This is a genomic window from Shinella sumterensis (genome assembly GCF_004514425.2).
Taxonomy (GTDB): Bacteria; Pseudomonadota; Alphaproteobacteria; order Rhizobiales; family Rhizobiaceae; genus Shinella; species Shinella sumterensis.
The window spans coordinates 19,247-45,642 of sequence record NZ_MYFN02000021.1 but is presented as its reverse complement, the minus strand read 5'-3'; the positions used below and the strand labels follow the sequence as shown (position 1 = coordinate 45,642).

29 protein-coding genes and 1 riboswitch are annotated in these 26,396 nt (G+C 60.5%); of the genes, 8 read left to right on the top strand and 21 right to left on the bottom strand.

From position 1 onward, the window contains the following. From B5M41_RS24700 to B5M41_RS24690, 3 genes are all read right to left on the bottom strand, one after another. Nucleotides 1-174, bottom strand: a 174-nt coding sequence (locus B5M41_RS24700) for a transposase (protein WP_230640248.1), incomplete at its 3' end; no start/stop codon positions are given. 100 nt (nucleotides 175-274) lie between these two features. Then, nucleotides 275-1,030, bottom strand: a complete 756-nt coding sequence (locus B5M41_RS24695; protein WP_134651623.1) for a hypothetical protein — start codon at nucleotides 1,028-1,030, stop codon at nucleotides 275-277. A 328-nt stretch (nucleotides 1,031-1,358) separates the two neighbouring features. Continuing rightward, nucleotides 1,359-1,760 (bottom strand): DUF2513 domain-containing protein, encoded by a 402-nt coding sequence (locus B5M41_RS24690; protein ID WP_167719396.1) that lies wholly within the window; start codon nucleotides 1,758-1,760, stop codon nucleotides 1,359-1,361. 147 nt (nucleotides 1,761-1,907) lie between these two features. Here B5M41_RS24690 and B5M41_RS24685 point away from each other — a divergent pair, with 147 nt between their 5' ends. From B5M41_RS24685 to B5M41_RS24675, 3 genes are all read left to right on the top strand, one after another. Beyond that, the gene (locus B5M41_RS24685; protein ID WP_167719399.1) at nucleotides 1,908-2,075 is read left to right on the top strand and encodes a hypothetical protein; all 168 of its coding nucleotides are present in this window, start codon (nucleotides 1,908-1,910) and stop codon (nucleotides 2,073-2,075) included. 316 nt (nucleotides 2,076-2,391) lie between these two features. Further along, on the top strand, nucleotides 2,392-3,456 hold the full coding sequence (locus tag B5M41_RS24680) for a ComEC/Rec2 family competence protein (RefSeq protein WP_134651628.1): 1,065 nt from the start codon (nucleotides 2,392-2,394) through the stop codon (nucleotides 3,454-3,456). After that, entirely contained in the window at nucleotides 3,457-4,176 is a 720-nt protein-coding gene (locus tag B5M41_RS24675; protein ID WP_134651630.1) for a hypothetical protein, read from the top strand. A gap of 234 nt (nucleotides 4,177-4,410) precedes the next feature. On the opposite strand, the gene B5M41_RS24670 is transcribed toward B5M41_RS24675, so the two are convergent. From B5M41_RS24670 to B5M41_RS24635, 8 genes are all read right to left on the bottom strand, one after another. Continuing rightward, nucleotides 4,411-6,513, bottom strand: coding sequence for a phage tail tape measure protein (locus B5M41_RS24670; RefSeq protein WP_134651632.1), 2,103 nt, complete (start codon nucleotides 6,511-6,513; stop codon nucleotides 4,411-4,413). Between the two features lie 15 nt (nucleotides 6,514-6,528). Beyond that, nucleotides 6,529-6,807, bottom strand: a complete 279-nt coding sequence (locus B5M41_RS24665; RefSeq protein WP_134651634.1) for a phage tail assembly protein — start codon at nucleotides 6,805-6,807, stop codon at nucleotides 6,529-6,531. Nucleotides 6,808-6,959: 152 nt separating this feature from the next. Then, on the bottom strand, nucleotides 6,960-7,358 hold the full coding sequence (locus B5M41_RS24660; RefSeq protein ID WP_134651636.1) for a hypothetical protein: 399 nt from the start codon (nucleotides 7,356-7,358) through the stop codon (nucleotides 6,960-6,962). Between the two features lie 3 nt (nucleotides 7,359-7,361). Further along, nucleotides 7,362-8,387 (bottom strand): hypothetical protein, encoded by a 1,026-nt coding sequence (locus B5M41_RS24655; protein ID WP_209020898.1) that lies wholly within the window; start codon nucleotides 8,385-8,387, stop codon nucleotides 7,362-7,364. A 479-nt stretch (nucleotides 8,388-8,866) separates the two neighbouring features. Beyond that, nucleotides 8,867-9,784, bottom strand: a complete 918-nt coding sequence (locus B5M41_RS24650; protein WP_134651638.1) for a hypothetical protein — start codon at nucleotides 9,782-9,784, stop codon at nucleotides 8,867-8,869. After that, nucleotides 9,784-10,251 (bottom strand): hypothetical protein, encoded by a 468-nt coding sequence (locus tag B5M41_RS24645; RefSeq protein ID WP_134651640.1) that lies wholly within the window; start codon nucleotides 10,249-10,251, stop codon nucleotides 9,784-9,786. Before B5M41_RS24645 ends, B5M41_RS24650 begins: the two co-directional genes overlap by 1 nt. Nucleotides 10,252-10,522: 271 nt before the next feature. Next, complete coding sequence (locus B5M41_RS24640; protein ID WP_134651642.1) at nucleotides 10,523-11,842, bottom strand: hypothetical protein; 1,320 nt, start codon at nucleotides 11,840-11,842, stop codon at nucleotides 10,523-10,525. Between the two features lie 500 nt (nucleotides 11,843-12,342). Continuing rightward, complete coding sequence (locus tag B5M41_RS24635; RefSeq protein WP_134651644.1) at nucleotides 12,343-13,341, bottom strand: DUF4062 domain-containing protein; 999 nt, start codon at nucleotides 13,339-13,341, stop codon at nucleotides 12,343-12,345. Nucleotides 13,342-13,930: 589 nt separating this feature from the next. Between B5M41_RS24635 and B5M41_RS24630 the strand changes: the two genes are divergently transcribed. Further along, complete coding sequence (locus B5M41_RS24630; protein ID WP_134651646.1) at nucleotides 13,931-14,386, top strand: DUF4145 domain-containing protein; 456 nt, start codon at nucleotides 13,931-13,933, stop codon at nucleotides 14,384-14,386. Between the two features lie 43 nt (nucleotides 14,387-14,429). Here the strand turns inward: B5M41_RS24630 and B5M41_RS24625 are convergent, their stop codons facing one another. The 4 genes from B5M41_RS24625 to B5M41_RS24610 form a co-directional block, all read right to left on the bottom strand. After that, nucleotides 14,430-14,699 (bottom strand): hypothetical protein, encoded by a 270-nt coding sequence (locus B5M41_RS24625; protein WP_134651648.1) that lies wholly within the window; start codon nucleotides 14,697-14,699, stop codon nucleotides 14,430-14,432. Then, entirely contained in the window at nucleotides 14,699-15,877 is a 1,179-nt protein-coding gene (locus tag B5M41_RS24620; RefSeq protein WP_134651650.1) for a hypothetical protein, read from the bottom strand. The genes B5M41_RS24625 and B5M41_RS24620 overlap by 1 nt, the downstream gene beginning before the upstream one ends. After that, nucleotides 15,864-16,214 carry a hypothetical protein gene (locus tag B5M41_RS24615; RefSeq protein WP_167722530.1) on the bottom strand — a complete coding sequence of 117 codons (351 nt, stop codon included), beginning with the start codon at nucleotides 16,212-16,214 and terminating at the stop codon, nucleotides 15,864-15,866. The genes B5M41_RS24620 and B5M41_RS24615 overlap by 14 nt, the downstream gene beginning before the upstream one ends. Before the next feature lie 80 nt (nucleotides 16,215-16,294). After that, nucleotides 16,295-16,543, bottom strand: a complete 249-nt coding sequence (locus B5M41_RS24610) for a hypothetical protein (protein WP_134651652.1) — start codon at nucleotides 16,541-16,543, stop codon at nucleotides 16,295-16,297. 345 nt (nucleotides 16,544-16,888) lie between these two features. On the opposite strand from B5M41_RS24610, the gene B5M41_RS24605 reads away from it, so the two are divergent. The 3 genes from B5M41_RS24605 (at nucleotide 16,889) to B5M41_RS24595 (ending at nucleotide 18,493) form a co-directional block, all read left to right on the top strand. Next, a complete protein-coding gene (locus B5M41_RS24605) occupies nucleotides 16,889-17,047 on the top strand; it encodes a hypothetical protein (RefSeq protein WP_160870810.1) in 159 nt (52 codons plus the stop codon). Nucleotides 17,048-17,343: 296 nt separating this feature from the next. After that, nucleotides 17,344-17,679 carry a hypothetical protein gene (locus B5M41_RS24600; protein ID WP_134651654.1) on the top strand — a complete coding sequence of 112 codons (336 nt, stop codon included), beginning with the start codon at nucleotides 17,344-17,346 and terminating at the stop codon, nucleotides 17,677-17,679. A 70-nt stretch (nucleotides 17,680-17,749) separates the two neighbouring features. After that, entirely contained in the window at nucleotides 17,750-18,493 is a 744-nt protein-coding gene (locus B5M41_RS24595; RefSeq protein ID WP_134651656.1) for a class I SAM-dependent methyltransferase, read from the top strand. Nucleotides 18,494-18,510: 17 nt separating this feature from the next. On the opposite strand, the gene B5M41_RS24590 is transcribed toward B5M41_RS24595, so the two are convergent. Then, entirely contained in the window at nucleotides 18,511-19,215 is a 705-nt protein-coding gene (locus B5M41_RS24590) for an SDR family oxidoreductase (RefSeq protein WP_134651658.1), read from the bottom strand. 178 nt (nucleotides 19,216-19,393) lie between these two features. Here B5M41_RS24590 and B5M41_RS24585 point away from each other — a divergent pair, with 178 nt between their 5' ends. After that, on the top strand, nucleotides 19,394-20,020 hold the full coding sequence (locus B5M41_RS24585) for a histidine phosphatase family protein (protein ID WP_230640341.1): 627 nt from the start codon (nucleotides 19,394-19,396) through the stop codon (nucleotides 20,018-20,020). Between the two features lie 4 nt (nucleotides 20,021-20,024). On the opposite strand, the gene B5M41_RS24580 is transcribed toward B5M41_RS24585, so the two are convergent. From B5M41_RS24580 to nrdI, 5 genes are all read right to left on the bottom strand, one after another. Beyond that, nucleotides 20,025-21,107 carry a DUF6925 family protein gene (locus B5M41_RS24580; protein ID WP_134651662.1) on the bottom strand — a complete coding sequence of 361 codons (1,083 nt, stop codon included), beginning with the start codon at nucleotides 21,105-21,107 and terminating at the stop codon, nucleotides 20,025-20,027. An 86-nt stretch (nucleotides 21,108-21,193) separates the two neighbouring features. Continuing rightward, nucleotides 21,194-22,384 carry a formaldehyde dehydrogenase, glutathione-independent gene (gene fdhA, locus B5M41_RS24575; protein ID WP_134651664.1) on the bottom strand — a complete coding sequence of 397 codons (1,191 nt, stop codon included), beginning with the start codon at nucleotides 22,382-22,384 and terminating at the stop codon, nucleotides 21,194-21,196. A 181-nt stretch (nucleotides 22,385-22,565) separates the two neighbouring features. Continuing rightward, nucleotides 22,566-22,767, bottom strand: a riboswitch (cobalamin riboswitch). An 82-nt stretch (nucleotides 22,768-22,849) separates the two neighbouring features. Beyond that, nucleotides 22,850-23,839 (bottom strand): class 1b ribonucleoside-diphosphate reductase subunit beta, encoded by a 990-nt coding sequence (nrdF, locus tag B5M41_RS24570; protein WP_134651666.1) that lies wholly within the window; start codon nucleotides 23,837-23,839, stop codon nucleotides 22,850-22,852. A gap of 14 nt (nucleotides 23,840-23,853) precedes the next feature. After that, nucleotides 23,854-26,001, bottom strand: coding sequence for a class 1b ribonucleoside-diphosphate reductase subunit alpha (gene nrdE / locus B5M41_RS24565; protein WP_230640339.1), 2,148 nt, complete (start codon nucleotides 25,999-26,001; stop codon nucleotides 23,854-23,856). After that, nucleotides 25,998-26,396 carry a class Ib ribonucleoside-diphosphate reductase assembly flavoprotein NrdI gene (nrdI, locus tag B5M41_RS24560; RefSeq protein ID WP_134651670.1) on the bottom strand — a complete coding sequence of 133 codons (399 nt, stop codon included), beginning with the start codon at nucleotides 26,394-26,396 and terminating at the stop codon, nucleotides 25,998-26,000. The genes nrdE and nrdI overlap by 4 nt, the downstream gene beginning before the upstream one ends.

Sequence of the window (26,396 nt, the reverse complement as noted above, 5' to 3'; positions counted from 1 at the left end):
CCTGCGCCACCGATAAAGCAGATTGGGCGCGACGCCATGGCGGCGAGCGGTCGAAGATACCGTCTCGCCTGGTTCGAAACTCTGCTCAATGATCGTCAGCTTTTGCTCGGTTGTCCACCGCCTGCGGCGGACATCACCGGTCAGCAATTCAACGTGTCGATATGCGTTAGACATAAGCCTGTCCTCAAGCCTGTGCTTGAGCCTTTCTGCTTATGCCGACTGTCCGGTCGAAAGTGGGGGCAGTTCACTGAGCACCCGCCGGTCAATGTCATTTCTAAGGCCTGTCTAACCTGCTTGGCTCGTCTTCGGGCGGGCCGTGCAGCACGTAGGTCAGAGTCCGCAAAGCCACATCGCCGCCATGAGCTAGGGGGTCTATAATCCGCATGTACTCGTTCAATATTTCAATCGTCGCTGCATCCGGTTCGGTCGCGGTAGACTTGAGCAGCTGCAGGAGCTCCCTCACACGGCGCGTCTCATCGTAATTCAGAGCCATTTTCTGGAACTGCTTAATGGTGTCGCGGACACGCTCTTCATAGGATCGCGGCCCAGGCGCCAGAAGCGATTCAAATTTACGCTTGGCAGCACGTTCCAGGTACATATCTCGCAGGAGATCCTGGTCAACTGGTTCCCGTTTGACGGCCTGCAACACCCGTGGATACGACTGTATCAAGTCGTTATCGGGTTCCTTTACCGAAACAATACGGTCAATCTCGACACATAAATTCCCAGTGCGGGCAAGGCTACGTTTGCCGTTCTCGTCTACTTCGTTGCTCAGCCGCTCTCGGACCTTCAAGCTGTGGGTCGCCTTTCCGCGAGTGACGCGCACATACAGCGGTCGGCAGTCGGGGGCCGCATCGAAACCATCCTCCGCCAGCCGAGCAAGATAGTAGTCCAAGACTCTGAAGCCGCGCTCTTCGACTTCACTGATTTCTCTAGCATAGAGGCGGTTCGCCTGGTGGCCTGCGCACGGGCCGTTTTCGATCCGATTCCGCATGAGATCGGCAACGACCTGATTACGTGGTTCGAACATCACTCGATCTCCAGCTTGACGCCCCTCGCCCCTGCACGTACCTCAAGAACAAAAACCATCGATCTGTGGATTACGCCTTAGCGGGTCGGCATCAAGCCTCGGCATGCGCCATAGTGTTTGTGTAGTTCGGAGGAGGCGGGTGCGTTGACACCGCAGCATCTCCCGCTCCCCCGACTACTGGCGCTATGCCCGCGGGAGATGAGAGCGCAGCAACGCTCTCATCTTTCCCACGCGGCCATAGTGCGACACGTTTGCCTGTAAGGCAAAACCGAAAGTGGATTTTCCAACTTTTTATTGAATGGGCCTGGAGCGCTCGTGGGGGGGGGGGCTAGGACAGATCCATCCCGCTATATTCGACGATTTTCTGCTTTAAATAGGCCTCCGCCACGCCGAACACGGCATTAACTGTTACAGAGCCGACCTTTCCAAGACCCGTCTTTACGACGTTCCATGTCTTGGGTTCGCGGATCGTACCAATTAGTTCGTGCCCTCGCGAAGTCAGCCTATGCACGGAATACACCAGATGCAGAATCGAAGGATCTTCGTCATCCGGAAGTCCTTCGACGGTCGCCTTTAGCAAGCCGTCCTCATCGGCGATAACGACATGATAGGTGATTTCGTCATCGCTCCATCCATCGATCCTAATGTTCTCAAGATCGTTGTAGGGGCGCGTTCCGTGCTCCTCGACGTACAGGAGTATTTCGCGCAACAGGTCCAGTTCTAACTTCATGTTCGCTATCCTCATGGACCGGGTCTGGCGGAACAATAGCATTTCTGAACGTCTTTGAGTTGATTTCTCCACACATACAATCTCGTCTCATGCGCTTGACATCTCCTCCAATGATGAGAACATAACGAGAACGAAACGGAGGTTGTCATGCAGGCAGATCCCATCCAGAAAGCTCTCGAAACCATTGCTGCTAGCCGCGCGCTGCGCGAGCGCCAGCTGGCTAATCGCGCCGAACTCCAGCGGAAGGCTGCCGCATCGGCGAAGCCAATCTACGTCCTGAAATCGAAGCGCCAGCTGGAGCTCCGCCTGCAGTGAAACCCGAACTCCGGAACGATAAGGACGAGGCCTTCCAGGTGTTGGCCCTTCATGAGTGGGATGCGCTCGAGGCCATTCGCACGGTCCTGGCGGAGCGGGATGCGATCGAGGAACGCCTGCGGATTGCGGTCCTGGCAATGGGCCGCGGGTTTACGCGAGGGTGGCGGCCGTAGGATTAAGAAGCTCAATCCCATCTTTAAACGATGGCGGGATTTATGTGGATACCAACACTTTATGCGCGCGGTATTCGACTGTTACTATCGACAACCATAAGGCGATCTGTTGTATTCCAGCATAACAGCTGGGAGTATTGGAAATGAGTTACGAGATCGAATTCTTATCGGTCGGCGACAGTAACGGTGACGCAATTTGCGTTCGGTACGGAAATCCACTCTCAGGTTTTGTCATTCACGTAGTGGACGGAGGGTATGCTCCAACCGGCCAAACCATCATTGATCACATTAACAAGTACTACGGAGCTCCGAAGCGTATCGACCACGTCGTATTAACACACGCTGACAATGACCATGTTTCAGGTTTGCTCGACGTGGTTCGTTACTTTGAAGTGGGAGCTCTTTGGATGAACCGACCGTGGCTTTACGCGGCTGAGATCGTCGGATCGTTCCATGGAAACTATACGGCAGAAGGGCTCTTCAAGACAATTCGTGCCGCTTATCCTCTCGTCGCTCAGCTAGAAGAGATTGCAATAGCCAAAGGGGTGCCTATCTATGAGGCGTTCGCTGGCACTCAGATTGGGGCGTTCACCGTGCTCGCCCCGACGCGCGACCGCTATCTTGAACTGATACCAGATTTCAATCGAACGCCCACATCATACGACGCTGCAGAAAAAGGCTTCATGGATCGGTTAGTTGAAGCCGCCAAGACTGTTGTTCGCTTCCTTGAAACTTGGACGAGCGAAGCCTTGCAGGAAAATCCCTCTCCAACCTCAGCTTCAAACGAATCGTGCATTGTTCAGCTCGCGGATTTTGATGGAAGAACCGCGTTGCTCACTGCCGACGCCGGACCGTCTGCTCTTAAGGAAGCGGCCCAGGTCGCAGCTTACCTTGGACGCCTTTCTGCTCCCACGTTTGTGCAAATTCCTCATCACGGCAGCAGAAGAAACGTGACACCTTCGGTCCTCAATATTTGGTTGGGTCCGCCTCTTCCAGAGGGCAGTAAGACCGTGCGAGGAACAGCCTTTTGCTCAGTCGGAGTGAACAAACCAGAATACCCTAGAAAGCGCGTTTCCAACGCCTTTATTCGTCGCGGATACAACGTTCACAGGAGCGGCACGGGTTGGATTAGGCACTATTACGACATACCCAGAGAAAACATGAAGCCGCTCACTCCAATGCCCTTCAGCAGCGCCTATGAGGAATAGATGTTGGACTGGCTGGACGCATACACCGTAAAGGCTAGACTGTTTCCGGCGATCCTGGCTGCTGCGCCTGCCTTGGCATTCGCCCTCGTTCAGGTGGGCGGGAAGTTGTCTGATTTCGGCCTCCCAGAGGTAATCATAACGATTACCGTGGCAGTACTCTTTTTCTATCTAGCGGACTTTTCCAGGCGTTCGGGGTTGAGGGTTGAGCGCAGGATGTTTGCCGGCTCTGGCGGACGACCCTTCCCGACGGTGCTACGCCATCGTGACGAAACATTGGATACGCGCTCGAAGCTGCGTTACCACACCTTTCTGGCTACCAAACTTGGGACGGCCGCACCCACAGCCTTATCAGAAGCCAGTGCGCCAAAAGATGCAGATGGCTTCTATATCGAGTGTGGCAATTGGCTGCGTGAAAACACTCGGGACCACGAGAGATTTAACGTGCTTTTCAATGAAAACATCACTTACGGCGCGAGGCGAAATCTACTGGGACTTAAACCGGCCGGTCTTCTCTTGAATGCCCTTGTTGTGATCATAAGCATAATCCAGTTTCATTCAGGCGGATGGGAAGACGTCTCGAGACACGGAGCAATATTGCTAATTGCAGCTATACACGCGCTGGTTTTCCTTTTTTTAGTGACGGAGGACAGCGTCAGGAACGCTTCAGATCAGTATGGCCGTCAGCTGGCGCTTTCATGTGAAACGCTCATGAATAGTTGAGTAGCGAGTGGCATGGTTGCGAAGTTGGTAGATCTGGCAACCATCACCCGGAACCTTTCGCCCCCATCCGCGTTCCGAGCGCGCAATGGGGGCATCGTATATGGAACTAGACAAACTTACGCTCACCGAAATCATCGCCCGGTTGCGCAAGCTTGCGGACGAAATGAGAGCGCAGGCACACGCCGGCACCACGCCGGCCTAGTGCGGCGCGGCCAACGAAAGGCCCTTCTCAACTTAAAAGCCACCGCCGCCGCTGAAGGTGGATTCCAGCGACGCCTTCGCCGCTTGGCCGAGTCGCGAGGCTGCCGCTTCGACGGCGTCCTGAGGCGAAGCGATGTTGCTGATCGTGACCGGCGCGTGGACCGTGATGTTTGGCCGCTCGCGGTTCGTCACCGCAACCTGCTGAACGCCGGAAGGCTGGTTCATGGCCGCGATGCTCGAGGCATCGATCGTGACTGGCTTCCCGCCATTCGGGCCAGCGAGATAAGCATCCAAAGAAGATGCGCGCCCGCCGTCGTCGCCATCGCGGTAGGGATGGCTGGAATTGTCATTCCGGCGGAACCACTCGGATGGAGTGGTGATCACGCTATCTAGCCAACGATTAAGGCCGCCAGCGCCCTCGCGGTTCTTCTTGTAGAGCTCCTCGATACCTTCCTTCGTCGATGGCATTCCGGCATAGGCATCGAACATTTGGAAGGCCGCGAGGACGCCCTTAAGCGCAACCGGCCATCCGCTCGACGGCTTGTTGTTGCTGGTAGGATTGCTGTCGCCGCCCGGCACCTGCGGAATCGGCACATCTTTGAGGATGCCACCAATCTTGCCGACGGCGCGCATGATGCCGATTGCCGTCGTAATGCCCGTGATCCGCGCGAGCGCCGTTGCTAGCGTCGTGATGGCACCAGCGACCATGGAGATAGCACCCGCCGCAAGCGCAAGCTTCAGCCCCTTGCCAGCGAGCTCGCCGAAGAACTGGGCGATCGGATTGTCCTTAAGCGAATCCTTGAACTCCCGGATGGCTTTTCCGTAGCCCTCGAACTTGGCGAACAGCCGGCCGAGCGTGTCGGCGGCGCCGTTGCCATCGGCCTTGCCGAATAGAAGATCCCCGAGGTCCCTGATGACTTCGCCGACGCCACCGTTGTAACCCAGCCCCTGCGCAAAACCGCGAAGCGACGCGCCGGCTTTATCAAAGATGCTCGCGCGTTGCCCCAGGGTGTCGAGCACCTCGCCAATCGCGCCGGCACCTTCCTTGATGGTCGGGAGCCAGTCTTCGCCCATGTCTTCGAAAACATATGCGATTTTGTTCCGCAGGATCTGCAGGGCATTGGACGTCGTGTTCGCCCGAGCTACATACTCGCGGAACGCAGATCCTGAATATTTCGTTTTGTCGGCCACGCTATCGAGCGCCTGGTCGAGCAGACCGATGTTTCCGACAAGCGGGGCAAAAGCTTTTGCCTCATCGCCGAAGAAATCGGACAGGAGCGAAAGGTGGCGATCCTTCGACTGTTTCGAGATGGCCGTCAGCACCGATTTGAGAGCCTTGGGCGCGTCCTTCTGCATCTGCTTGGCGAGCAACGGCAGATCCAGGCCGAGCGCCTTGGCCGCGTCGCGCTGGCTCTTCTTCGCAGACGAGCCACGGGTTAGCGCCTTGACGACATTCTGCATTGCCGTGCCCGCTGTCTCAGCCTGGGCGCCGGCCGCGATCATGGCGCTACCGATGCCCGCGATTTCCTCCTTGGCGAACCCGCCCATCTCGGCGAGCGATCCGACGCGCAGAAGATAATCCGTGATTGCGCTGGCCTTGCTCGCCATGTTGTTCGACAGGTGGTTGATTGCGTCGGCAAGATCGCCAGTTTCCGCAACGGTCAGACCGAACTGCGTCTTGAGCTTTGCAAGGCTTTCACCAGCATTTTCTGCCGACATATCGAAGGCGATACCGACACGGGAAGCCATCTCGGCGAAAGCCTTGAGATCCGTGGTCGCAACACCGGATTCGCCGGCTGCAGCAAACAGTTGTGCGATCTCCACCGACGTCATCGGCAGTTCGCGGGACATAGCCTTGATGGTGCGGCTCATGTTCTGGAACTGCTCGTCCGATGCTTCGACGACCTTGCGGACATCAGCAAACGCAGACTCGAATTCCATCGCGGCACCGAGAGTGCCGCTCACGCCCTCTCGCACACCAACATACGCGCCGCCGAATGCCGCAAGCCGGGCTGTCAGACCAACGAGCGACGAGCTTTTCGCCTGCAGGCCGTTTAAGGTGGTGCTGATCCCGCGCGCTCTTTTCGACACATTGTCGACGAGCGAGAGGATAAGGCTTGATTTCAAGACGGCCATGCTGCGCGCCTCCGATTATCGCTTTGAATACGCCCCGATGAATTTCGTCAGGCCATCCAGAACAGCGTCCAGGTCCGCCGGTTCGATCTGGTCGATGACAGAGCGCGGATGGCCGGAAACGGCGGCGAGAACGTCTAGAAGATTGTCGGCTAGCAGGCTGACATTGCCGGCGAGGAACGCGTCTGCGCCTCGCATGAGCAACGGAGAGTCGCCGAGCCGCGGTGGGCGCAGCGTAAGCGTGGTGATCATCTCCGGGCCGTTGGCAACCGGTCGGGTAAGTGTAATCGTCGTCATTGTGTTTCCTAGTTTTTGGGGGATCTGAGCGGGAGCGTCGTCGCCCCATGTTCGGTCGGCCGCCCAGCTGCCGTTCCAGCCAGGCGGTTGCGATAGGTCAGCCAATGCGGCCTCCTTTAGGATGTGGTTGGGTTTTGGTGGTGGGTGGCTAGTTAAGAAGCGGCAAGGATTTCCGCGGCACGCCCGGCGCCGAAAAGGCCGACCGCCATGGTTTCGAGAAGCGGCCACAGCTCGTGATCGCCTCGATATGATGAGGCAGCCCGGAAAATGTTCTGGATACGCACTGGCTGTGTGGCCATCGCAGCCTCGACGGCATGTGCCTCGTCATCAGTCATGCGCGACCACAGATCGACCGGATAGACGATCGTCACTGAATCGGGCTGCCCTCCGTCGCTAGGCGGGATAAACTCGCCACCTTCCAGCTGGACGAAACCTGCGAAAACATCGTCCGGAACTTGTTGCCAGATGGGAAGAAGCTCGCCGGCCTCGTCGCGATCTGGTGCATAGGAGATCGTCGTAACAACGCCATTTTCGATAATGCCCCACTTCATGCGTCAAACCCTCGTAAGCTTCACGGTGGCGTACTGCTCCGTACCATAGCCGTCGGCAAAGCCTCCGGCTCCGCTCGTAGCGCAGCGGTGTTCAACTCGGTACGTTTTGCCCGCGACAACGGGTGCGATGCCGTAACTGGTATTGGAGGTAAGGCCGCTGTTTGACGCGTAGCTGCTCATCCCCACCCCCGCTACAACGTTGTCGGTGACGTTGAACAGTCGGCTCTGGAAAGCATCGGTGCGGTGTGATGGGACGGTCCATTCACAGATACAATCATAGGCCGGAGTGAATGTGTTGCCGGACGGCGCGGGCACGATGCCGAGTGGGTCGCTCACTTCCGTGTTCAACTCGCGCGTCACCCAAGACCCCGATGCAATCGTGCCCGGGCTGGTTCCAGCGGCCTTCTGATCAGCGAGGATGGCAACCGCGCCAATCGAACCAAGATCAACGTTCCGATCAGGCATGATGATATCGCGCTTCTGCCCGGCAGTGATGCCAGTCAGATTAAAGCCGAGCCTTTTTGTCGGGGCGGCAGATGGTGCCAGAACGGCATCCTGGATCGAGCCGGTCATCACGCCGCCAGATTTATCCAGCTTTGCGGCAAGCGCGCTCGCATCCGCCTTCAACGCCAAAGCGGCCGTCGTAGCGGCCGCATCAGCCTTCGTCCCGATGAGCGCAGCCATGGTGGCCGCAAAGTTCGGATCGTCACCAATGGCCGCGGCGAGCTCGTTGAGCGTGTCCAACGCGCCAGGGGCGCTATCCACCAGCGCGTTGAACGCCGCTTTCACGAAGGCCGTCGTGGCCAACTGTCCGCTGTCCGTTCCAGGCGCTGCTGTCGGGGCCGTCGGCGTTCCCGTGAAGGCGGGACTATTAAGCCCCGCCTTCGACACAATAGCCGCCAGAGCGTTTGCTACGTCCACGTCGATGGCCCGCAGGGCGGAGACAAGGCGGTCAATGTCTACCTTGAGCGTATTCCCGACCGCGGGCTCTTGATAGCCGCGGTTCGGGGTCGTGTTCTCAGTCACCATCTTGTGGAGTCCTTAGAATTGAGAAGCCCGGCGCGACGGCCGGGCTGCGTGATGATGTTGGTGGGTGGTGGTGTCCGCAAAGCTGTCCGCACTGACGGCACCGCGGACACTCGAAAGTGCCGATTTCCGGGCAATCGGATTGCCCGCGGACACCTTTTCAAACTGCGCAATCTGTCGGAGCTCGGGCGTTCGCGCCCGCTGTGCTATATTTGCAACACACGGTCCCTGACCAGGGGGCTACCCCTGGCGCCGGCCTTTGTTGGCCGCGGCCAACACCTTCGCCCAGCCGGGCGCAGTGGCTTCAGTGCGATGACCGTTGCGCGCGTTGACCGACGCGACGACCTTTGCCCACGGCCCGGTTGGATTGCCTGAGCTGCGAGTGCCAGAAGCCACACGCGCCCATGATGCCTTTGTCGCGGCCGCTTCTGCATCGGCTTTCTCAGCCCGGCGGCGGGCGGCCTCCTTGATCAAGACGTCATTCATTGTTTCACCAACTCGTACGAGAATTCGGCTACACGCTCGGGACGTGTCGGTGCGGGCTTCAGTTGTTCCGCGGCCTGCTGTGCGGCGTCATGCTGATCATATGCGGGCTTCCAATAGGGGTCCGCTGCGGCATCCAGGGCGGGGAGCACGATCTCCGTGGCAAGCGGGGCGATGCGGTAGCCGCCCTGATCCGGCATGTATTTGGTCCGGCGGAAGCGCTTGCGAACGACCTCAAGAGGGCCGTGTACGGTCTGAACCAGACCGTACGTCAGCGGCCGCTCTACGCTGTCAGAGCGGTCGGTGAGCATTCCGCGGCGGTGCTTCTGGTGCTGATGGACATGGTGCTGGAGATCGTCTTGAATGGGCGCTGTGCCGTCGATTGTTGTCCAGAGATCCAGAATCTCCTCACTGAGCTCTTCGCGATACAGGACAGGTTGCGACCGCGCATGCTCGGGATCAAACAATGCCGGCGCCCCTTCCGGACGATCCGCATTAGCAGCACGAACGGCGATCGACGCCGCAGCGAGCTCGGCGAGCAACTCCCGGATGGCCATGGCGGCGCGCGGGTATTCCTTCCGCATGCGCTTCTCGGCAGCTTCGCTTGCGGCTTTGGCCTCGTCGTAACGGCGCTGGCGCTGATCAGCGGCTTCAGCCTCGAGGGCGGCTTCGTGATCTTGCTCCAAGCGGCGGATGCGGGATCGAGCGGTGTCCGCATCAATCTGCGCGTCGGCCTTGGCGTCTACCAGAACGCGCAACGACTTCTTGTCGGCGGTCAGCAGCCCGGCATCGTACTCCGCCTCGGTTGTGGCGACGGCGGCCTCTGCCTGGGCGAGCTCGGCTTGAGCCTTCTCGATGGCGGCGGCCAGATCCATGGAGGACTGCTTACCGATGAGTTTTGACAGGAGTTTTGACATCAGGATTCCTTCTGGAGATCGGCCCTGAGGGCCTGAACGGTGGGCGCTCCGATAAGACGCGCGGATACCGCTCCGGCTGCAGGTTCGGCGCGGCCGAAGACCACAACATCTCCGTCAAAGGCGATGGTTGCGGCCGGTGGATTGAAATAAATGGCGACGTCCCCGCACGGGATATCCTCACTGAACAGCATGTCAGCAACGGCTTTCCGGAACGACGTACCCTCATGGTCGGTGAGAGCGGCGAAGGCATGCGCCGTTTCCGCAGCGCCGCCGAGACCGGAATCCGTGATCGAAGCGATGAATAGTGCGACGATTTCGTCTTGGCTCGCGTTGTCGGGATATCGGCGTGAGCCCTCCGTTTTGGAGATAATGCCAGCATCTTGCAGTCGGCTTGCGACGGCCTGGGTTCGCCCAGGTCGCAGGTAAAGATGACGTGCGAGCATCTGCACGCAGGCGGTGAGACGCATGTGCTTCTCCTGATTTTTTCGGTGGTGGGGAATAGACGGCAAAAAAGGACCGCTCCTGCAAAGGAGCGGCCAGGTGCGCGGCCTGTCTGACGAACCGCGGTTTTCGGAAACTGGCCCGGTGTCGCAGCCGAAGCGCGCCAGCCGGGAGACCGCGTCCGCAAGGAGACGGCGCGATGCTGGAATAGAAAAAGCCCCGCGCAAAGGGCGGGGCCAAGGGAGACGTCGGGGAACGCCCTATATCTAAGGGGTCCAGAAATCGGCCAAGTTGGTATTATGCGGCGATTTTTTCTGAAATTTTTTTCAGCGTCCGCTCCACCATCTTCCTACCCTCATGCGATGCGGATGACTCCGGATGCTCGAAACGCATGCCGATGGACCGGAAACTGGCGTCGTCGAGAATGGCGTCAATCACCTCCATGTCCAGGTCGTCGATGCCGGCGGCAGCCATGTTCTCGGTGCGTTCCATTTCTGTCAGCGCCTCATGCATGGCGATAGACGAACCGCCAACGCCCTTCGCGTCGGAAATTCCGGCCAATCGGCCGTAGTCCGCGGCCACGCCATCTGGCAGTCGCTTGACGGGCGGCATGCACTTCGTGTTGGCAATGGCCGTTGCGAGGACGTTGTCATTCGCTGCGGCGCGTACTGTCCTTGGTGACGGCGCGAGAGACCGGGGAGCGTTGGGGGACTGCGCCGAGACATAGGTGCTGGCCGACTGCAACCGCGTGTAAGACTTGTCCTCTGCCGGCTGTGCTGCAACGTGTTTTGCGGTTTCCGACTTCTCGTCGTAGACGAGCCCAAGAGGGTCTGCGGTATAGGCGGGGCGGCGCTTCTTTCCCTTGTGGTCACCGTAAGCGATGAGTTCCCCATCGCGAAAAATGAGGCCGGTCAGCTTGCCACGCCAGTTTGTCGAGCCGAGTAGCACATTACCTTCGATGAACGTGAAGCCGCTGCCATCGTGCCGGAGTACAACGTTCTGAAAATGTCCGAAGCGGCACTTCTTGATCACTACGTGTGGGCGATATGCCGCGCCGAGAGCGTTTAGGAATTCTGGTATCGACGGCATGAAGGCGCCCTGATTATGAACACGTTCCGCGCCCATGCCGACGTCTGCTTTTTCGCCACCGGCAGGCCGATTGTCATTCACGACCGTCACTGGCGGGCGCATGAGTTCCTTCACCAGCCGAAGAGGGACGATGAGCGGCGACTTGTTTTCAACCATCCAACGCTCAATGCGGGTCGCGTGCTGGCCGTGCTTGTCGGCTGTCCCAGCCGCATTGCGTTCAGCCAGCCAGGCACAAGAAGGCCCATCATTGAGAAGTCGGACGGTCACGCCAGGTAGGCGTGCCGTGACGCGAGAACCAATCCATTCCTTCGAACCCGTGCGGGGCGGCGAGCGGAACGGACGAATACGCTGCGGGGCGTAGTCCTTCCACTCGATTCGAGCGGGCGTGGGCGGAACGAGCCAACCACGGGAGTCGTAACTTTCGTTTATGGATGAGCGGGGACCGTGTCTCCCCCATTCGCTGATGGTTGCGGCAGAAGTGTACAGACGATGGCCTTTCGGCATCGCGTCCTTGCGGTCGAATATCATGTATTCCCCGATGTCAGATGAGCGGCGCCGTTCTGGTCTTCCGCGAAGGCTCAGCCTGGGCTGGCCGGTTGCTATTGTTGACGGTAGTACATATTTACAAATTTGTCAAGATGGCTATTGTGTTTCGGCGTTACCTGTGATAAGGGCCGCGCCCGTTTCCCGTAAGGAAACCGGAGCGGGACTGCGGTGTTTCTGGTTGGCGGAGATGATCCCATGACGTATCAAGAGGAACGCATTCGACGACACACCTACGAACTTTCACAGACGACCGGCTCACCGCGGGGGGATGGCACCGAGGTCTGGCTTCATTCGGAAGCGGATGTCGCTCAAACGGATCCAGCAATCGCAGAAGTTACCCCTGACATTGCTGCGCGCCGAGGGAGTGAGCGCGACAAGCTTTAGACATGGTCGGAGGCTGGCGAAGTCAAGCATAAGGTAGGTGGGTGATGCGGGGGCAGGCGAGGAGGTCCAGCCGCCATCCCGCAGCTCAAAGACCGGAGCTAGGCTTTATCTTTTCGGACTACTTTGTTGGATATGTAAACCTGCTGACCTCGTTCCGTCAGCGTGAGAAATTCTGCCATCTTGCCGTCTGTGGTCTTTGAGACTCGCGTGGAGATTAAGCCCAGCGCAATGAATTGGACCTTGATAGTCGACCTATCTGTTGAATTCATTCGATACGGGGTACGCTCCCCTTTTTGTTCTGCCGCCATCGTCAAAGCGTTAAGTATGATTGCTTCAGTGCGCGGCGTCGAGAGATTACTGGCGAGACCCAAAAACAATTCTCTCCAAGTAAACTTGGCATCAGTATCAGGATACCGAATTCCTGAAGAGATCCTATATTTGTAAGAATATCTGATCACCACCTCATCATCTAAGTCCGCTATGTCAGGAAACCTTTCTGCCGGTTCTGCTTTCATTCTTGCCAGCTCAGCTCGGAGACCGACGTTCTCTTGGAGAGCGGCATTCGCCTGCTCCAGAGTTTCTTGATTGGCTGCGGCATTACCACGGATCCAGCCAGTTTGCGGATATGCGGTGAACGAATGCATGAGGGATTTGAGTACGGCGAGCTGCAAATCCTGTCGGTTGGTCCACTGACGAACTAGCCGTCCGCCCATCACCTTATCCCTGAAGGCGTTCAAGGAAGCGGCGAGCTTGGGCTTCACATCACTATTCTGGACCGAAATCGCACCAGGTTCGCCATGCACAAACGCGATGACAAACTTGCCCGTTTCGACTGCGTAGTCGTATTCTCTTTCCGTAAAGCTGATGCCCTCGGCATCGAGTGAGCCATATCTTCCACCCACGATAAGCAAGTAATAGTCACATTCATCGATAACTTTCTTGATGTACGTAAGTTGCTCGACGTCAGCTGCCGGAAACAGCTCCATTCCCGCGGGGATATGGTTTAGGTCGAGAATGTTCCTGATTGTATCTTGCCGCTCCTCAACGAGATCCCGGAACGTCGACGAGACGAAAACCTGATACTTCTTTTCGGCCATGTCCAACCCTGCATTGCGTGAAATGCGATGTAAACTCACGAGCACAGATGATTCAAGTCAGGGAGTGGAATTCCACCCCTGCAGGGGGTTATTGTGGGGTGGAAGTCTAAGCTGTCGCCTTATGCGGCCCGAAATCTTCCGATGTCAGGATGAGGCGTCGCTGCGGCTTGGACGGAAAAAAGAGCTTTGACAATAAAACTATGTATGATTGTGCCGAAAAGCCTTGTGAGATTGTATTTGCTGGAAGCACTGGAGCATCCAAACCTTGAGAACCGTTACACCCTCTATCACTGAGACCGCGTTCAACTGCCCTCACTGTGGCGTGCTAGCGCACCAGCATTGGTACATCGTACAAGCTGATCTTTTAAGCAACGGTCGCGTACCAACACTGGTGGAACCAAGTGACATAGAGGATTACCAAAAATCGAGTAAGCAGCCGGATGTGAAAACAGTTTCTAGATTAGAGAGAATGCTGAGCCGGCGTCCGTTGATTCATGCATCGTCTTACCACGCTGACATGCGCGTAGAAAATCTCTGGCTATCTAAATGCTTCAACTGCCAGGAAGTCGCGGTATGGGTGGGCGGAGTCATGTCCTATCCTGAACCTATAAGTACCCCGGCCTCGAACAAGGATACACCGCCAGATATTGCTCGCGATTATGATGAGGCCAGATTGATCGCACAAAAATCGCCACGAGGCGCTGCAGCACTTTTGCGGCTCGCAATCCAGAAGCTCTGTGCCCACCTGGGTGAGCCCGGCCGCAATATCAACGACGATATTGCGGCCTTGGTTAGCAAAGGTCTCGATCCGCGAATTCAGCGTGCACTCGACGTTCTTAGGGTGGTTGGCAACGAGGCCGTTCATCCTGGAACAATAGACCTCAAAGACGACCCAGACACGGCGGAGAACCTTTTCAAGCTTTTCAATCTCATTGTTGAGAAGATGATCTCCGAGCCCAAGCTTGTTGATGAGGTCTACGCAACCCTACCTCCTGAAAAAATTGAGGCTATTGAACGTCGTGATAGAGAGAAAGAATCGCGGTGAGACGTGCCCTCACCCCGGTCGGCTGTGTTGCGCGGGGTGACAGTCACGCCGCCTTGCGGCGCCACAGGCTCCCCTCGGTCGTCGGGAACATTTCCCCACCGTCGACCGTCTTCAGGACAACAAACTCGATGTAGTCGGAGCCTGGATTTGTCACTACTCCGATAGCGCGACACGGTTCGCCGTCGATGTTTTCGGCATCGAACGGATCAATTCGAATCATACCCGCAGCAACGGTCGGAGCGCGCTCCTCCTGTTGCTTGGCATGCCCTTCCAGTGCGTCGAACATTGCGGTCCGCATATCTTCGTAATCCATTATGCGGCCTCGCTGATACGGCGGTACGTCAACGCCTTGCCATCCGCCACCACGGCTAGAGGTTTGTAGAGAAGTTCATCGGTGTCTTCGCAATTGCTCATGTTTAGGGCATTCATGATGTTTCTGATGATGGCCCGCCCTTCTTCCTGGTAGGATTTGATGCACGCCTCGGTATAGAAGTAGTGATGCATGGTCTCGCCCTCTGTCGTCTTGAAGGTGAGGAAGACTGAAGTGTCACCGCCCGATTGGTCCACCTCGCCGTCGATGAAAACACCTTCATGTCGGCCAATGGGCCACGACTCAGGGGAGCCGCGCATCCAGAGGGGAGCGTCATCGTTCGCCGGTTCGGGCGGCTCGCTGGTGGCTGCCGGCTTGGGCGTGGCATTCGCTTTAGCCTTGGCTATGGCAGCCCCCTTCGCGTCAATGTGGATCAGCGGCAGGTCTTCATTCCACCGCTCGCCCTTAAGCCAGTTCGCTGGTTCGGGTATCCATTTTTTGTCCGTGCCGTGTTTTAAGTAGTGAGCGGCCCGGTCCTTTGCGGCGTCTATAACGATGTCCACGTCGCTCTGGATGTGTGCCCACTCGGCACGGGCCTTCTTCAGGCCATGCTTCCGCGGCCATGCAGCCCAGAACTCTGCGAACCCGTCTCCCGAAGCCGTTTCCGCTGCGGTGGCCGACAGGCCATCCGCGGGCGGCGCCAACGGCGCGGCTTCGAAATTCCTACCTTCCTGTAAACCGGCATTGTATGCCGGTACAGGTAGGTAGGTTTCGGTATCGTCCGCGATACCACTATCAGGACTAGAGGTATCGTCCGCGATACCGCATGAGGTATTGCCAGCAGTACCGCTAGCAGAGGTATCGTCCGCGATACCGCTAGAAGCAAAGCCGAAATTGAGTGAGTATTCGGTGGGACGGGTGCCCCTGCCTTCGACTTTAACACTGAACGCACCATGAGCCACTAACCGCCGAACAGACGCGATGATGTTGGGACGGGTGGACCCAGTGCCCTCTTCTAGAAAGCGGAGACTAGCGCGAGCACCGCCGTACTTCGGGTAATATCTGTCGATGATGATTGCAGAGACCTTGTGGTCGAGGCTCGTCGACCAGTCCGTCAGGATAATAGAGCGCAGGAGATTTAGCTGCGCCACGGGGCCGTCGTGGCGATCAGCGGCTGCCATGCGAGCGCTCCTCCCTTAGAGCGCGCAACTCAGCGCCGCGCTCCCATAGGCATACGTAGATTGAATTTCCCTCGTCCGTCCGGCGAACACGCTGGATCACGCGCCGATCCAGAAGCCTCCGTATTGCAAACTGAACGGTGCGGCGGCAGGTGCCGGTTCTGCGCTCGAACTCCTTATGCGTGAGCGCAGACTCCCCCTTCAACAGGCATTCGTCGGCGATTAATTGCGCGATACATGTGGCGGTTCTGGTGGGAGTCAGTCGTACGACTGCGCCCATGAAATCCAGCGCGGCTTGGATCCGCGATTCTGGCACTTCGTCTAGCGAACTATAGTTCATCTCGATCCTCCTGGAGAGATTTTGCGCACAAGCGCGCGCCCGCCGGCTCGAGGCCGGCAGGGTGGTTATGTCGGTACTGCTCAATACGCGCTGTGCTTCGCTGCCTCGCCGAAGTCGCGGGCATAGGCGCTTAACATTCCAGCGATCGCTTTGAGCGCATCGGCGGTATTGCGCTGCTGATCAGCCGTCATGTCGTTGACGTCCAAGTCAAGATCAACGGACTCGGTGAGGATTCTAGCCGCGGTATCGAGCATACTGCGCGGCGTCGTGCCCCCCCCAGGGCCGTCGATGGTGTGGATGATCAGGGCGGCGGTCTGAATTTCGGTCATGGGTCCTCCTTCCGCTGGTGGGGCGGTTGTTGCATTTTTAACGTAGGGGTCGCCGGTTCGTATCTACGGCAATGATTGGCAACGAATGGACGTTTTCAGGCGCGTTTTCGCGCCACGAACGATCGCAAGAAATGCCGGATTTTCAGGCCTTCGGGGCTCATTCTCGTTGTTCGGGACGTGGGGGTCGAGTGTTCGAATCACTCCACTCCGACCAGCTGAAACCGCCGGAAGATCGCGCGGTTGAATGTTTCCCGAACCCTTTCAGAATTTCGACGATGGCTGCGGCGGTTGCCGGTGTTCGTGCGTGTTGTTATCGTTCCGCAAACGCCCGAATCGGGAGCTTGGATGACGCGTCAGACGATAGCGACCGCGCTGCTTTGCGTTTCGGCTGCCGGTATCGGGTTTGCCCTGCTCGCCTTCGTGATCGGTCTCTTCCCGTCGAGCCTGGCGCTGCTGGCGGTCATCGGGCTGGTGGTCGTGAGCCATCTTTTTGCCCGGCGGTAACGGTCGCACCGCACTCAATTCCCTCATCGTAAATGGACTGGCCCCATGCTGAAAGTGATTGCCCCGGACTTCATCGATTTCTGAGACGTCGGTTCGGGCCATGACGCCGCTTGGCGCCAGATTGGCGGTTGCAGCCCACTGTTGCAAATCCGCACGTTTCCCGCCCCATGTCCGGGGATGACCACAAACTTGGCGTGGAGATGATTCCCCTTTTGCGAGCACTGCGCTATGGCGAAATCAGGGGCCCGTCCCGAGTCACCGGGAACGGCTGAACGAAGTCCAAGGAAATGGCACATATGAACTCCCGCATCGCAATCCTGGCAGGCCTGGCGCTTGCCCTTACCGCATGCACCACCGTGAGCGTTCCCACGAACCCGCTGCAGGCGCGCTGGAACGGCAAGACCGCCGGCAGCTTCTTTGCCGCCTACGGCCCGCCGATTTCCGACACGAGCGCGGGCGGCACGACGCTCTACAAGTGGCGCGGCGGTTTCTCGAAGGGCCGTTCCTGCTCCGTCGAGCTGACCGTGAACGATGCCTACCGCATCACCAATATCCGCGCGATCGGCGACCGCGTCGACCCGAAGGGCGGCCCGAGCCATTGCGAGACCGTGCTCGACGCCGCGAAGGCGTGACGGGCGGCTGACCCCGCAGATCTGACAAGGGCCATGCGGCGACGCATGGCCTTTTTTCATGGAGGAACACATGGAAGACCGCCTCTACCACGACCCCGCCCTTGCCGATTTCTACGATCTCGAAAACGGCTGGGACCGGTCCGAGGACTTCACCTTCTGCCGGACGCTCGCCGCCGATGCCGACAGCGTGCTCGACCTTGGCTGCGGCACGGGGGAACTTGCCGTCGCGCTGTCCGGCGACAGGATGGTCGTCGGCGTCGATCCGGCGCCCGCCATGCTGGAGATCGCACGCGCCAAGCCGGGTGCGGCGCGTGTCGACTTCATCGAGGGAGATGCGCGCACGCTGCGGCTTGGCCGGCGCTTTGCGCTCGTCATGCTGACGGGGCACGCCTTCCAGGTGTTCCTCACGCGCGAGGACCGGCGTGCCGCGCTCGCCACCATCGCCGCGCATCTGGCGCCCGGCGGCCGCTTCATCTTCGACAGCCGCGAGCCGGCCTGCCGCGAATGGGAGGAATGGGGGCCGGAGGAATCGCGACGCCGCCTCGAGCATCCCCGGTTCGGCGCCGTGCAGGCCTGGAACGATGCGGCCTTCGACGCCGGCACCGGCATCGTGACCTATGAGACGCATTACGAGATAGAGCAGACCGGCCAGCGCCTGTCGGCCGCCTCGCGCATCGCCTTTCCCACCAGGGAAGAGCTGGAGGCGCTGATTGCCGACGCCGGCCTGCGGGTCGAGCGCTGGTACGGCGACTGGCAGGGCAAGGCCTGGGCGCCCGGCGCGCGCGAGCTCATCCCGCTCGGCACGCTCGCCTGACGCCCCCAGGCGTTCCCTCAGACGGAGCGCATCAGGCCGCCATCGACGCGGATGTTCTGGCCCGTGATGTAGCCCGCACCCTCCGAGGCGAGGAAGGCGACGGTCGCGGCGATCTCCTCGCTGGTGCCGTAGCGCTTCATCGGCACGCTGTCGCGCCGCTCCTCGGTGCCCGGCAGGCTGTCGATCCAGCCCGGCAGGACATTGTTGATGCGGATGTTGTCGGCCGCATAGGTGTCGGCGAAGATCTTGGTATAAGCGGCAAGCCCGGCGCGGAACACGGCCGAGGTCGGGAACATCGACGAGGGCTCGAAGGCCCAGGCGGTGGAGATGTTGACGATCGACCCGGACTTCTGCGCCTTCATGATCGGCGCGACCAGCCGCACGGGCCTGACGACGTTCAGCAGATAGACGTCCATGCCCTTGTGCCAATCCTCGTCCGTGATGGCGGTGATCTCGGCGCGCGGGCCGTGGCCGGCGCTGTTGACCAGCACGTCGATGCGGCCGAAGGTCGAGACGGCGAGGTCGACGAGCCGCTTGAGATCGTCGTTGGACTGGTTGGACCCGGTGACGCCGATGCCGCCCAGCTCGGCGGCCAGCGCCTCGCCCTTGCCGGACGACGACAGGATGGCCACCTTGAAGCCATCTGCCGCCAGCCGCCGCGCCGAGGCCGCGCCCATGCCGCTGCCGCCGGCGGTGATCACCGCTACCTTGTTCTCGCTCATGCCTGTCTCCCGTCTTCGAATGAGAACCGTTGATAGCACCTTCCGCCCCCGCGCGCGAAGCACCTTCCGTCGCCGGACACGGCAAATGCGATTTTCGAAGCCGCTTGGCCACCGGCGCCGATGCGACTATCAATCGAAAATCCGAGCGCCCCCGTCAGGAGCATGACAGATCGTGACTATGCCAGAAGACGCGCCCGCAGCGCGCCCGCGCCGGGCGACCCGCGTCACCCTGCTGTGCCGCGGCGCCACCGCTGCCAACCGGCAGGCGCGGTTCTCCGCCGAGGGCAGCCTCCTGCCGAAGGAGCCGGCGCGCGCGGCGGCGCTTGCCGAGCGTTTGCGGCCCTCCGACCGGGTGTTCTGCGCGCCGGAGGCCTGTGCGGCCGAAACGGCGGCGGCCTTCTCCGCCGCACCAACCCCCTGCCCCACACTGCGCGATCTCGACTATGGTGCGTGGAGCGGACAGACGGTGGACGAGATCGCGGGACGCTTTCCAGAGGCGCTGCGGCACTGGATGGCCGATCCGGCCGCGGCCCCGCATGGCGGGGAAAGCTTCGAGGTCGCAGCCGGTCGTGCCACGGGCTGGCTCGACGGGTTGCACGGCACGGGCGGGCGTATCCTTGCCGTGACGCACGCCATGCTGCTCAAGCTGGTTTTCGCGCATGTGGTGGGCGCGCCGCTGACGGCGGTCTGGCGCATCGATGTCGAGCCGCTCGGCTTTCTCGACCTGTCGAGCGACGGGCGCCGCTGGGCGCTGCGCGGTTTCGGCACGGCGCCGCCCCCGGCTGGTCAAGACGGCGGCGCGTGACGCCTCAGCCCGTTGCGGCGAGCGGCAGGAACGGCACGATGGCGCCCGTCGCCTCGTGGCCCGGCGCGTCCTCGTCCGCCGCGATACCCTCCGCGCCTTTGTCGAGGACGGCGCGCCATTGCGAGACCAGCGCCAGATAGGAGCCGCCACCGAAGCGCCGCGCCATCCTGTCCTGCTGGCGCAGCGTGATGCGCACCGTCGCACGGCTGAACCGATCCGTGTGGGACAGGAAGGATTCCGGTTCCACGCGCCGCGCCAGCCCATCCAGCACTGCCTTGCGCAGGATGGGCAGGTCCGGGCGCGCGAACTGCGAAAAGAGGTCCTGGAAGCGCGCATGGTCGTCGATGTCGAAATCGAGATCGCGCCCGAGGCTGTCCATGACGGGGTTGGCGGGATGCAGATAGCCGAGCGGCGCATGGTATTTCGGGATCGGCGTGTTGGCCGAATGGGTGCGCCGCGAGCGGATGAGGTGCGGCAGGAGATGGGTGTGCGGTCCCGGCGGCGAGACACCGCCGGTATCCGGGCCGCCGATCTTCTGGAAGACCTCGATGCGGCCGAGGCGGGTCAGCGCGACACGATGCGGGTGTGCCTTCTGGATGGCCGCCGTCGCCGGATTGTGCGGATCGAACAGGCTGCGGCCGATCTCGGCGCGCAGGGTGGCGAGAAGGGCCGGATCGTCGGTGCGGATGCAGAAATCGCATTGCGGCAGGGCAAGGCCGAGATCGAAGAGGATGGCGGCCCGGTCCGTCACGCGCACGGCCTCCGTGTCGGGGCCGAGTTCGGTCAGCGCCTTACGGCCGTTCATCGCCGCGTCGCGCTGCGGCAGGCAGAGCGCCACGCCATGGCTCCAGCGCTGCGGGCGGCAGCTCAGCGCCTCATAGGCGACGGGCACGATCTGCCCGACCGTATCGGCATCGAGCCGGATGGCGCCACGCGGCGTGGCGCGCACGAAGAGCGTCGGCGCATCGGCCTGCAGATATTCGCCCGGGTCCTGGTGAAATTCCGCGACGGCGCCGTAAGACCCCATGCTCCACCCGGCCCGCCGGTCGATGAGATGATCGATCAGGACATCCCTGATATCCGCCATGGTTTCCTCCGTCTCGATTGAACGCCGCGGCGTTGCATCGGCGGCGTGGACCGCGCCGGCCTTTTACAGCCGGCGCGGCCGGTTGGTCAGGCGGCCTTCAGCAGGTCGCCGTGCGGGTCGAGCACGAACTTGGTCGCCGCGCCCTGGTCGAAGCTCTCGTAGCCCTGGACTGCATCGTCGAGCGCGATGATCTTCGCGTTGACGATATCGGCGATGGGCAGGCGATCGTGCAGGATGGCCTGCATGAGTTGCCGGTTGTACTTGAGAACAGGCGTCTGGCCGGTGTGGAAGGACTGCGCCTTCGCCCAGCCGAGGCCGAAGCGCAGCGACAGGCTGCCCTGCTTGGCCGCGCTGTCGACGGCGCCCGGATCTTCCGTGACATAGAGCCCGGGAATGCCGATCGAGCCGGCGGCGCGGGTGATCTCCATCATCTGGTTCAGCACGATGGCCGGCTGTTCGCCGCCCGCATGGCCGCGCGCCTCGAAGCCGACGGCGTCGATGGCGCTGTCCACCTCGTTCGTGCCGACGACCTCGGCGATCATGTCACCGAGGCGATCGCTCTTGGAGAGGTCGATCGGCTCGAAGCCCACCCGGGCGGCATGGGCCAGACGGTCCTTGTTGAAGTCACCGATCATCACGACCGCCGCGCCGAGAATGCGGGCGGATGCGGCCGCCGCAAGCCCGACCGGGCCGGCACCGGCCACATAGACCGTCGAGCCGACGCCGACACCCGCCTTGACCGCCCCGTGGAAGCCCGTCGGCAGGATATCGGAGAGCATGGTGAGGTCGCGGATCTTCGACATGGCCTTGTCGCGGTCCGGGAACTTCAACAGGTTGAAATCGGCATAGGGAATGGTGACGTAGCGGGCCTGGCCGCCGATCCAGCCGCCCATGTCGACATAACCGTATGCGCCGCCGGCACGCGAGGGATTGACGGTGAGGCACACGCCGGTGTCCTGCGACTTGCAGCAACGGCAGCGCCCGCAGGCCACGTTGAACGGCACCGAGACGATGTCGCCGATTTGGAGCATCTCGACGTCGATGCCCTTCTCGATGACCTCGCCGGTGATCTCGTGGCCGAGGACGAGGCCGGGCATGGCCGTCGTGCGGCCGCGCACCATGTGCTGGTCGGAGCCGCAGATATTCGTCGAGATCACCTTGAGGATCACGCCGTGTTCGATACGGCGGCCATCGGGGGCCTCCAGCTTCGGATCGTCGATGTCGCGGACCTCGACCTTGCCGGGTCGCATATAGACGACGCCTCTGTTCCTGCTCATGTTCTGTCTCCTCCTGGGTTTTGCCTCGTCCGGCCCGCCTGGCGCGCGCCGGATCCTCTCGGAACGACCGCGCACGCCAAGCGGCGGAGCGCGGAACGTCGCTCGACGAAGGATGGAGAGGAGAAGGAAACGGGCCTATCGAGAGGACGCCGTTCACCTCTCGATCGCCCACCGCAATCGGCCGAGTCATCGTTCCAGGGCTGGTTTCCGGGCTTCGGAACTGTCCTTTCGGACGCTGCCGGCACCTTCCCGGCCTGATAGCCAGTGGTCTCTGCCGGAGCTTTCGTTCCGCTACCGTTGCGGGGGCAGCGCCGGTATTCGACCGGCTTCCCAATTATCCATCCCGGCATGGCCGGGACGGCACCCTGTACGCACCCAGCAAATCATCTGGCAGGCCAAAGGACCCTCGGGAATACGACATCGACGGCGCCCCGAGCGACACGCCGCCGAAGGACATCCCGGGGCTCAGAAATCCCAGTCGTCATCCTCGGTCGCGACCGCCTTGCCGATGACATAGGACGAGCCGGAGCCGGAGAAGAAGTCGTGGTTCTCGTCGGCGTTCGGCGACAGCGCCGAGAGGATCGCCGGATTGACCTTGCAGGCCTCGGGCGGGAACAGCGCCTCGTAGCCGAGGTTCATCAGCGCCTTGTTGGCATTGTAGTGCAGGAACTTCTTGACGTCCTCGCTGAGGCCGACGCCGTCATAGAGCTCCTCGGTATAGCGGGCCTCGTTGTCGTAGAGCTCCAGCAGCAGATCGAAGGCAAAGTCCTTGATTTCCTGCTGCTTCTCAGCGCTCAGGCGCTCGGTGGCGCGCTGGAACTTGTAGCCGATGTAATAGCCGTGCACGGCCTCGTCACGGATGATGAGGCGGATCATGTCGGCGGTGTTGGTGAGCTTGGCACGGCTCGACCAGTACATCGGCAGATAGAAGCCGGAATAGAACAGGAAGCTTTCGAGGAAGACGGAAGCGACCTTCTTCTTCAAGGGATCGGCGGAGGCGTACTGCTCCATGATGAGCGCCGATTTCCGTTGCAGGAACTCGTTTTCCTCCGACCAGCGATAGGCATCATCCACATCGGGCGTCAGGCAGAGCGTCGAGAAGATCGAGGAATAGGAGCGCGCGTGCACGGCCTCCATGAAGGAGATGTTGGAAAGAACCGCCTCTTCATGCGGCGTGGCCGCATCCTCCATCAGCCTGACGGAGCCGACGCCGTTCTGGATCGTGTCGAGCAGGGTGAGCCCCGTGAAGACGCGGATGGTGAGCTTCTGCTCCTCCGGCTTCAGCGTCGCCCAGGAGGGAATGTCGTTGGACAGCGGCACTTTCTCCGGCAGCCAGAAATTGCCGGTCAGGCGGTTCCAGACCTCCAGGTCCTTGTCGTCCTCGATGCGGTTCCAGTTGATGGCGCGCACGGCGGCGGCGGCCTTCGGGGCCTTGGTCTTCACTTGGATATTCATGGTCTTCCCCGAAATCACAGCGCGCACGAGACACAGCCCTGCACTTCCGTGCCGGACAGCGCCATCTGGCGAAGGCGGATGTAGTAGATGGTCTTGATGCCCTTCTTCCAGGCGTAGATCTGCGCCCGGTTGATATCGCGCGTCGTTGCCGTGTCGCGGAAGAACAGCGTCAGCGACAGGCCCTGGTCGACATGCTGGGTGGCCGCCGCATAGGTGTCGATGATCTTTTCCGGGCCGATCTCGTAGGCGTCCTGGTAATAGTCCAGGTTGTCGTTGGTCATGAAGGCGGCGGGGTAGTAGACGCGGCCGATCTTGCCTTCCTTGCGGATCTCGATCTTCGAGACGATCGGGTGGATCGAGGAGGTCGAGTGGTTGATGTAGGAGATCGAGCCGGTCGGCGGCACGGCCTGGAGGTTCTGGTTGTAGAGCCCGCCGTCCATGACGGCCGCCTTCAGCTCCAGCCAGTCCTGCTGCGTGGGGATATGGATGCCGGCCTCTTCGAAGATGCCGCGCACCTTCTCCGTCGCCGGCAGCCATTCCTGCCCGGTATATTTGTCGAAATATTCGCCCGAGGCATATTTCGAGTTCTCGAAACCCTTGAAGCTCATGCCCTTCTCGACGGCCAGCCGGTTGGAGGCGCGGAGGGCGTGGTAGGTCACCGTGTAGAAGTAGATATTGGTGAAATCGACGCCTTCCTCCGAGCCGTAGAAGATGCGCTCGCGGGCGAGATAGCCGTGCAGGTTCATCTGGCCGAGCCCGATGGCGTGGCTGTCGTCGTTGCCCTTTTCCACGGAGGGAACGGACGAGATGTGGCTCATCTCGGAGACGGCCGTGAGCGCCCGGATCGAGGTCTCGATGGTCCGTCCGAAATCCGGTGAATCCATCGCGGCCGCGATGTTGAGCGAGCCGAGATTGCAGGAGATATCCTTGCCCATCTTCGCATAGGAGAGATCGGCGTTGAACGCGCTCGGCTCGCTCACCTGCAGGATTTCCGAGCAGAGATTGCTCATCGAGATGCGGCCCGCGATCGGGTTCGCCCGGTTCACCGTGTCCTCGAACATGATGTAGGGATAGCCGCTCTCGAACTGGATCTCGGCGATGATCTGGAAGAAATCTCGCGCCTTGATCTTCTTCTTCTTGATGCGGCTGTCCTCGACCATCTCGCGGTATTTTTCGGTGACCGAGATCTCAGAGAAGGCGACGCCGTAGACGCGTTCCACGTCATGCGGCGAGAAGAGATACATATCCTCGTTGTTCTTCGCCAGTTCGAAGGTGATGTCGGGGATGACGACGCCGAGCGACAGCGTCTTGATGCGGATCTTCTCATCCGCATTCTCGCGCTTGGTATCGAGGAAGCGCATGATATCGGGGTGGTGGGCGTTGAGATAGACGGCGCCGGCCCCCTGCCGCGCACCGAGCTGGTTGGCGTAGGAGAAACTATCCTCCAGCAGCTTCATCACCGGGATGACGCCGGAGGACTGGTTCTCGATCTGCTTGATCGGTGCGCCCATCTCGCGGAGGTTGGTGAGCGACAGCGCCACCCCGCCGCCGCGCTTGGAAAGCTGGAGCGCCGAATTGATCGCGCGGCCGATGCTTTCCATGTTGTCCTCGATGCGCAGCAGGAAGCACGAGACGAGTTCGCCGCGCTGTTTCTTGCCGGCATTGAGGAAGGTCGGCGTTGCCGGCTGGAAACGGCCGGAAATGATCTCGTCGACGAGGTCGCGGGCAAGCGCCTCGTTGCCCCGCGCCAGCGCCAGTGCCACCATGCAGACGCGGTCCTCGTAGCGTTCCAGGTAGCGTTTCCCGTCGAAGGTCTTCAGCGTGTAGGATGTGTAATATTTGAACGCACCGAGGAAGGTCGGGAAGCGGAACTTCTTGTCATAGGCGTGGTCGAAGAGGTCGCGCACGTAATTGAAGGAATACTGGTCCAGCACCTCCTGCTCGTAATAGCCCTCTGTCACCAGATAATCGAGCTTCTCCCGCAGGTTATGGAAGAACACCGTGTTCTGGTTGACGTGCTGGAGGAAATATTGCTTGGCCGCCTGCCGGTCCTTGTCGAGCTGGATCTTGCCCTCCTCGTCGTAGAGGTTCAGCATGGCGTTGAGCGCGTGATAGTCCTGCGCCGTGATTTCCGGCACCTTTGCCGGCTTGTCTATCGTCATCGTGTCCAAAATCGTTCCAGCCCTTGTCTGACGTTGTCGACATCCTCATCCGTTCCGAGCAGTTCGAAACGATAGAGGTACGGCACGGCGCATTTCGCGGAGACGATGTTGCCTGCACGCGCGTATCCGGTGCCGAAATTGGTGTTCCCGGCCGCGATGACACCGCGGATCAGGCTTCGATTGTGCGGATCGTTCAGAAAGCGGATCACCGGCTTCGGCACCGCTCCCTTTTCCCCGCCGCCGCCATAGGTCGGCGAGACCAGCACGAAGGGCGCCTGCGCCCTCGGCGGCTCGTCCGTCGCATCGACCGGCAGGCGCACGGCCGCGACGCCGAGTTTCTCGACGAAGCGGCGGGTGTTCTCCGACCGGCTTGAAAAATAGACGAGCCCGCCCAT

Coding starts and splice junctions, on each gene's coding strand:
- B5M41_RS24695 (WP_134651623.1), bottom strand. CDS start 1,030: ATGTTCGAACCACGTAATCAGGTCGTTGCCGATCTCATGCGGAATCGG.
- B5M41_RS24690 (WP_167719396.1), bottom strand. CDS start 1,760: ATGAAGTTAGAACTGGACCTGTTGCGCGAAATACTCCTGTACGTCGAG.
- B5M41_RS24685 (WP_167719399.1), top strand. CDS start 1,908: ATGCAGGCAGATCCCATCCAGAAAGCTCTCGAAACCATTGCTGCTAGC.
- B5M41_RS24680 (WP_134651628.1), top strand. CDS start 2,392: ATGAGTTACGAGATCGAATTCTTATCGGTCGGCGACAGTAACGGTGAC.
- B5M41_RS24675 (WP_134651630.1), top strand. CDS start 3,457: ATGTTGGACTGGCTGGACGCATACACCGTAAAGGCTAGACTGTTTCCG.
- B5M41_RS24670 (WP_134651632.1), bottom strand. CDS start 6,513: ATGGCCGTCTTGAAATCAAGCCTTATCCTCTCGCTCGTCGACAATGTG.
- B5M41_RS24665 (WP_134651634.1), bottom strand. CDS start 6,807: ATGACGACGATTACACTTACCCGACCGGTTGCCAACGGCCCGGAGATG.
- B5M41_RS24660 (WP_134651636.1), bottom strand. CDS start 7,358: ATGAAGTGGGGCATTATCGAAAATGGCGTTGTTACGACGATCTCCTAT.
- B5M41_RS24655 (WP_209020898.1), bottom strand. CDS start 8,387: ATGGTGACTGAGAACACGACCCCGAACCGCGGCTATCAAGAGCCCGCG.
- B5M41_RS24650 (WP_134651638.1), bottom strand. CDS start 9,784: ATGTCAAAACTCCTGTCAAAACTCATCGGTAAGCAGTCCTCCATGGAT.
- B5M41_RS24645 (WP_134651640.1), bottom strand. CDS start 10,251: ATGCGTCTCACCGCCTGCGTGCAGATGCTCGCACGTCATCTTTACCTG.
- B5M41_RS24640 (WP_134651642.1), bottom strand. CDS start 11,842: ATGATATTCGACCGCAAGGACGCGATGCCGAAAGGCCATCGTCTGTAC.
- B5M41_RS24635 (WP_134651644.1), bottom strand. CDS start 13,341: ATGGCCGAAAAGAAGTATCAGGTTTTCGTCTCGTCGACGTTCCGGGAT.
- B5M41_RS24630 (WP_134651646.1), top strand. CDS start 13,931: ATGTCCTATCCTGAACCTATAAGTACCCCGGCCTCGAACAAGGATACA.
- B5M41_RS24625 (WP_134651648.1), bottom strand. CDS start 14,699: ATGGATTACGAAGATATGCGGACCGCAATGTTCGACGCACTGGAAGGG.
- B5M41_RS24620 (WP_134651650.1), bottom strand. CDS start 15,877: ATGGCAGCCGCTGATCGCCACGACGGCCCCGTGGCGCAGCTAAATCTC.
- B5M41_RS24615 (WP_167722530.1), bottom strand. CDS start 16,214: ATGAACTATAGTTCGCTAGACGAAGTGCCAGAATCGCGGATCCAAGCC.
- B5M41_RS24610 (WP_134651652.1), bottom strand. CDS start 16,543: ATGACCGAAATTCAGACCGCCGCCCTGATCATCCACACCATCGACGGC.
- B5M41_RS24605 (WP_160870810.1), top strand. CDS start 16,889: ATGACGCGTCAGACGATAGCGACCGCGCTGCTTTGCGTTTCGGCTGCC.
- B5M41_RS24600 (WP_134651654.1), top strand. CDS start 17,344: ATGAACTCCCGCATCGCAATCCTGGCAGGCCTGGCGCTTGCCCTTACC.
- B5M41_RS24595 (WP_134651656.1), top strand. CDS start 17,750: ATGGAAGACCGCCTCTACCACGACCCCGCCCTTGCCGATTTCTACGAT.
- B5M41_RS24590 (WP_134651658.1), bottom strand. CDS start 19,215: ATGAGCGAGAACAAGGTAGCGGTGATCACCGCCGGCGGCAGCGGCATG.
- B5M41_RS24585 (WP_230640341.1), top strand. CDS start 19,394: ATGCCAGAAGACGCGCCCGCAGCGCGCCCGCGCCGGGCGACCCGCGTC.
- B5M41_RS24580 (WP_134651662.1), bottom strand. CDS start 21,107: ATGGCGGATATCAGGGATGTCCTGATCGATCATCTCATCGACCGGCGG.
- fdhA (WP_134651664.1), bottom strand. CDS start 22,384: ATGAGCAGGAACAGAGGCGTCGTCTATATGCGACCCGGCAAGGTCGAG.
- nrdF (WP_134651666.1), bottom strand. CDS start 23,839: ATGAATATCCAAGTGAAGACCAAGGCCCCGAAGGCCGCCGCCGCCGTG.
- nrdE (WP_230640339.1), bottom strand. CDS start 26,001: ATGACGATAGACAAGCCGGCAAAGGTGCCGGAAATCACGGCGCAGGAC.
- nrdI (WP_134651670.1), bottom strand. CDS start 26,396: ATGGGCGGGCTCGTCTATTTTTCAAGCCGGTCGGAGAACACCCGCCGC.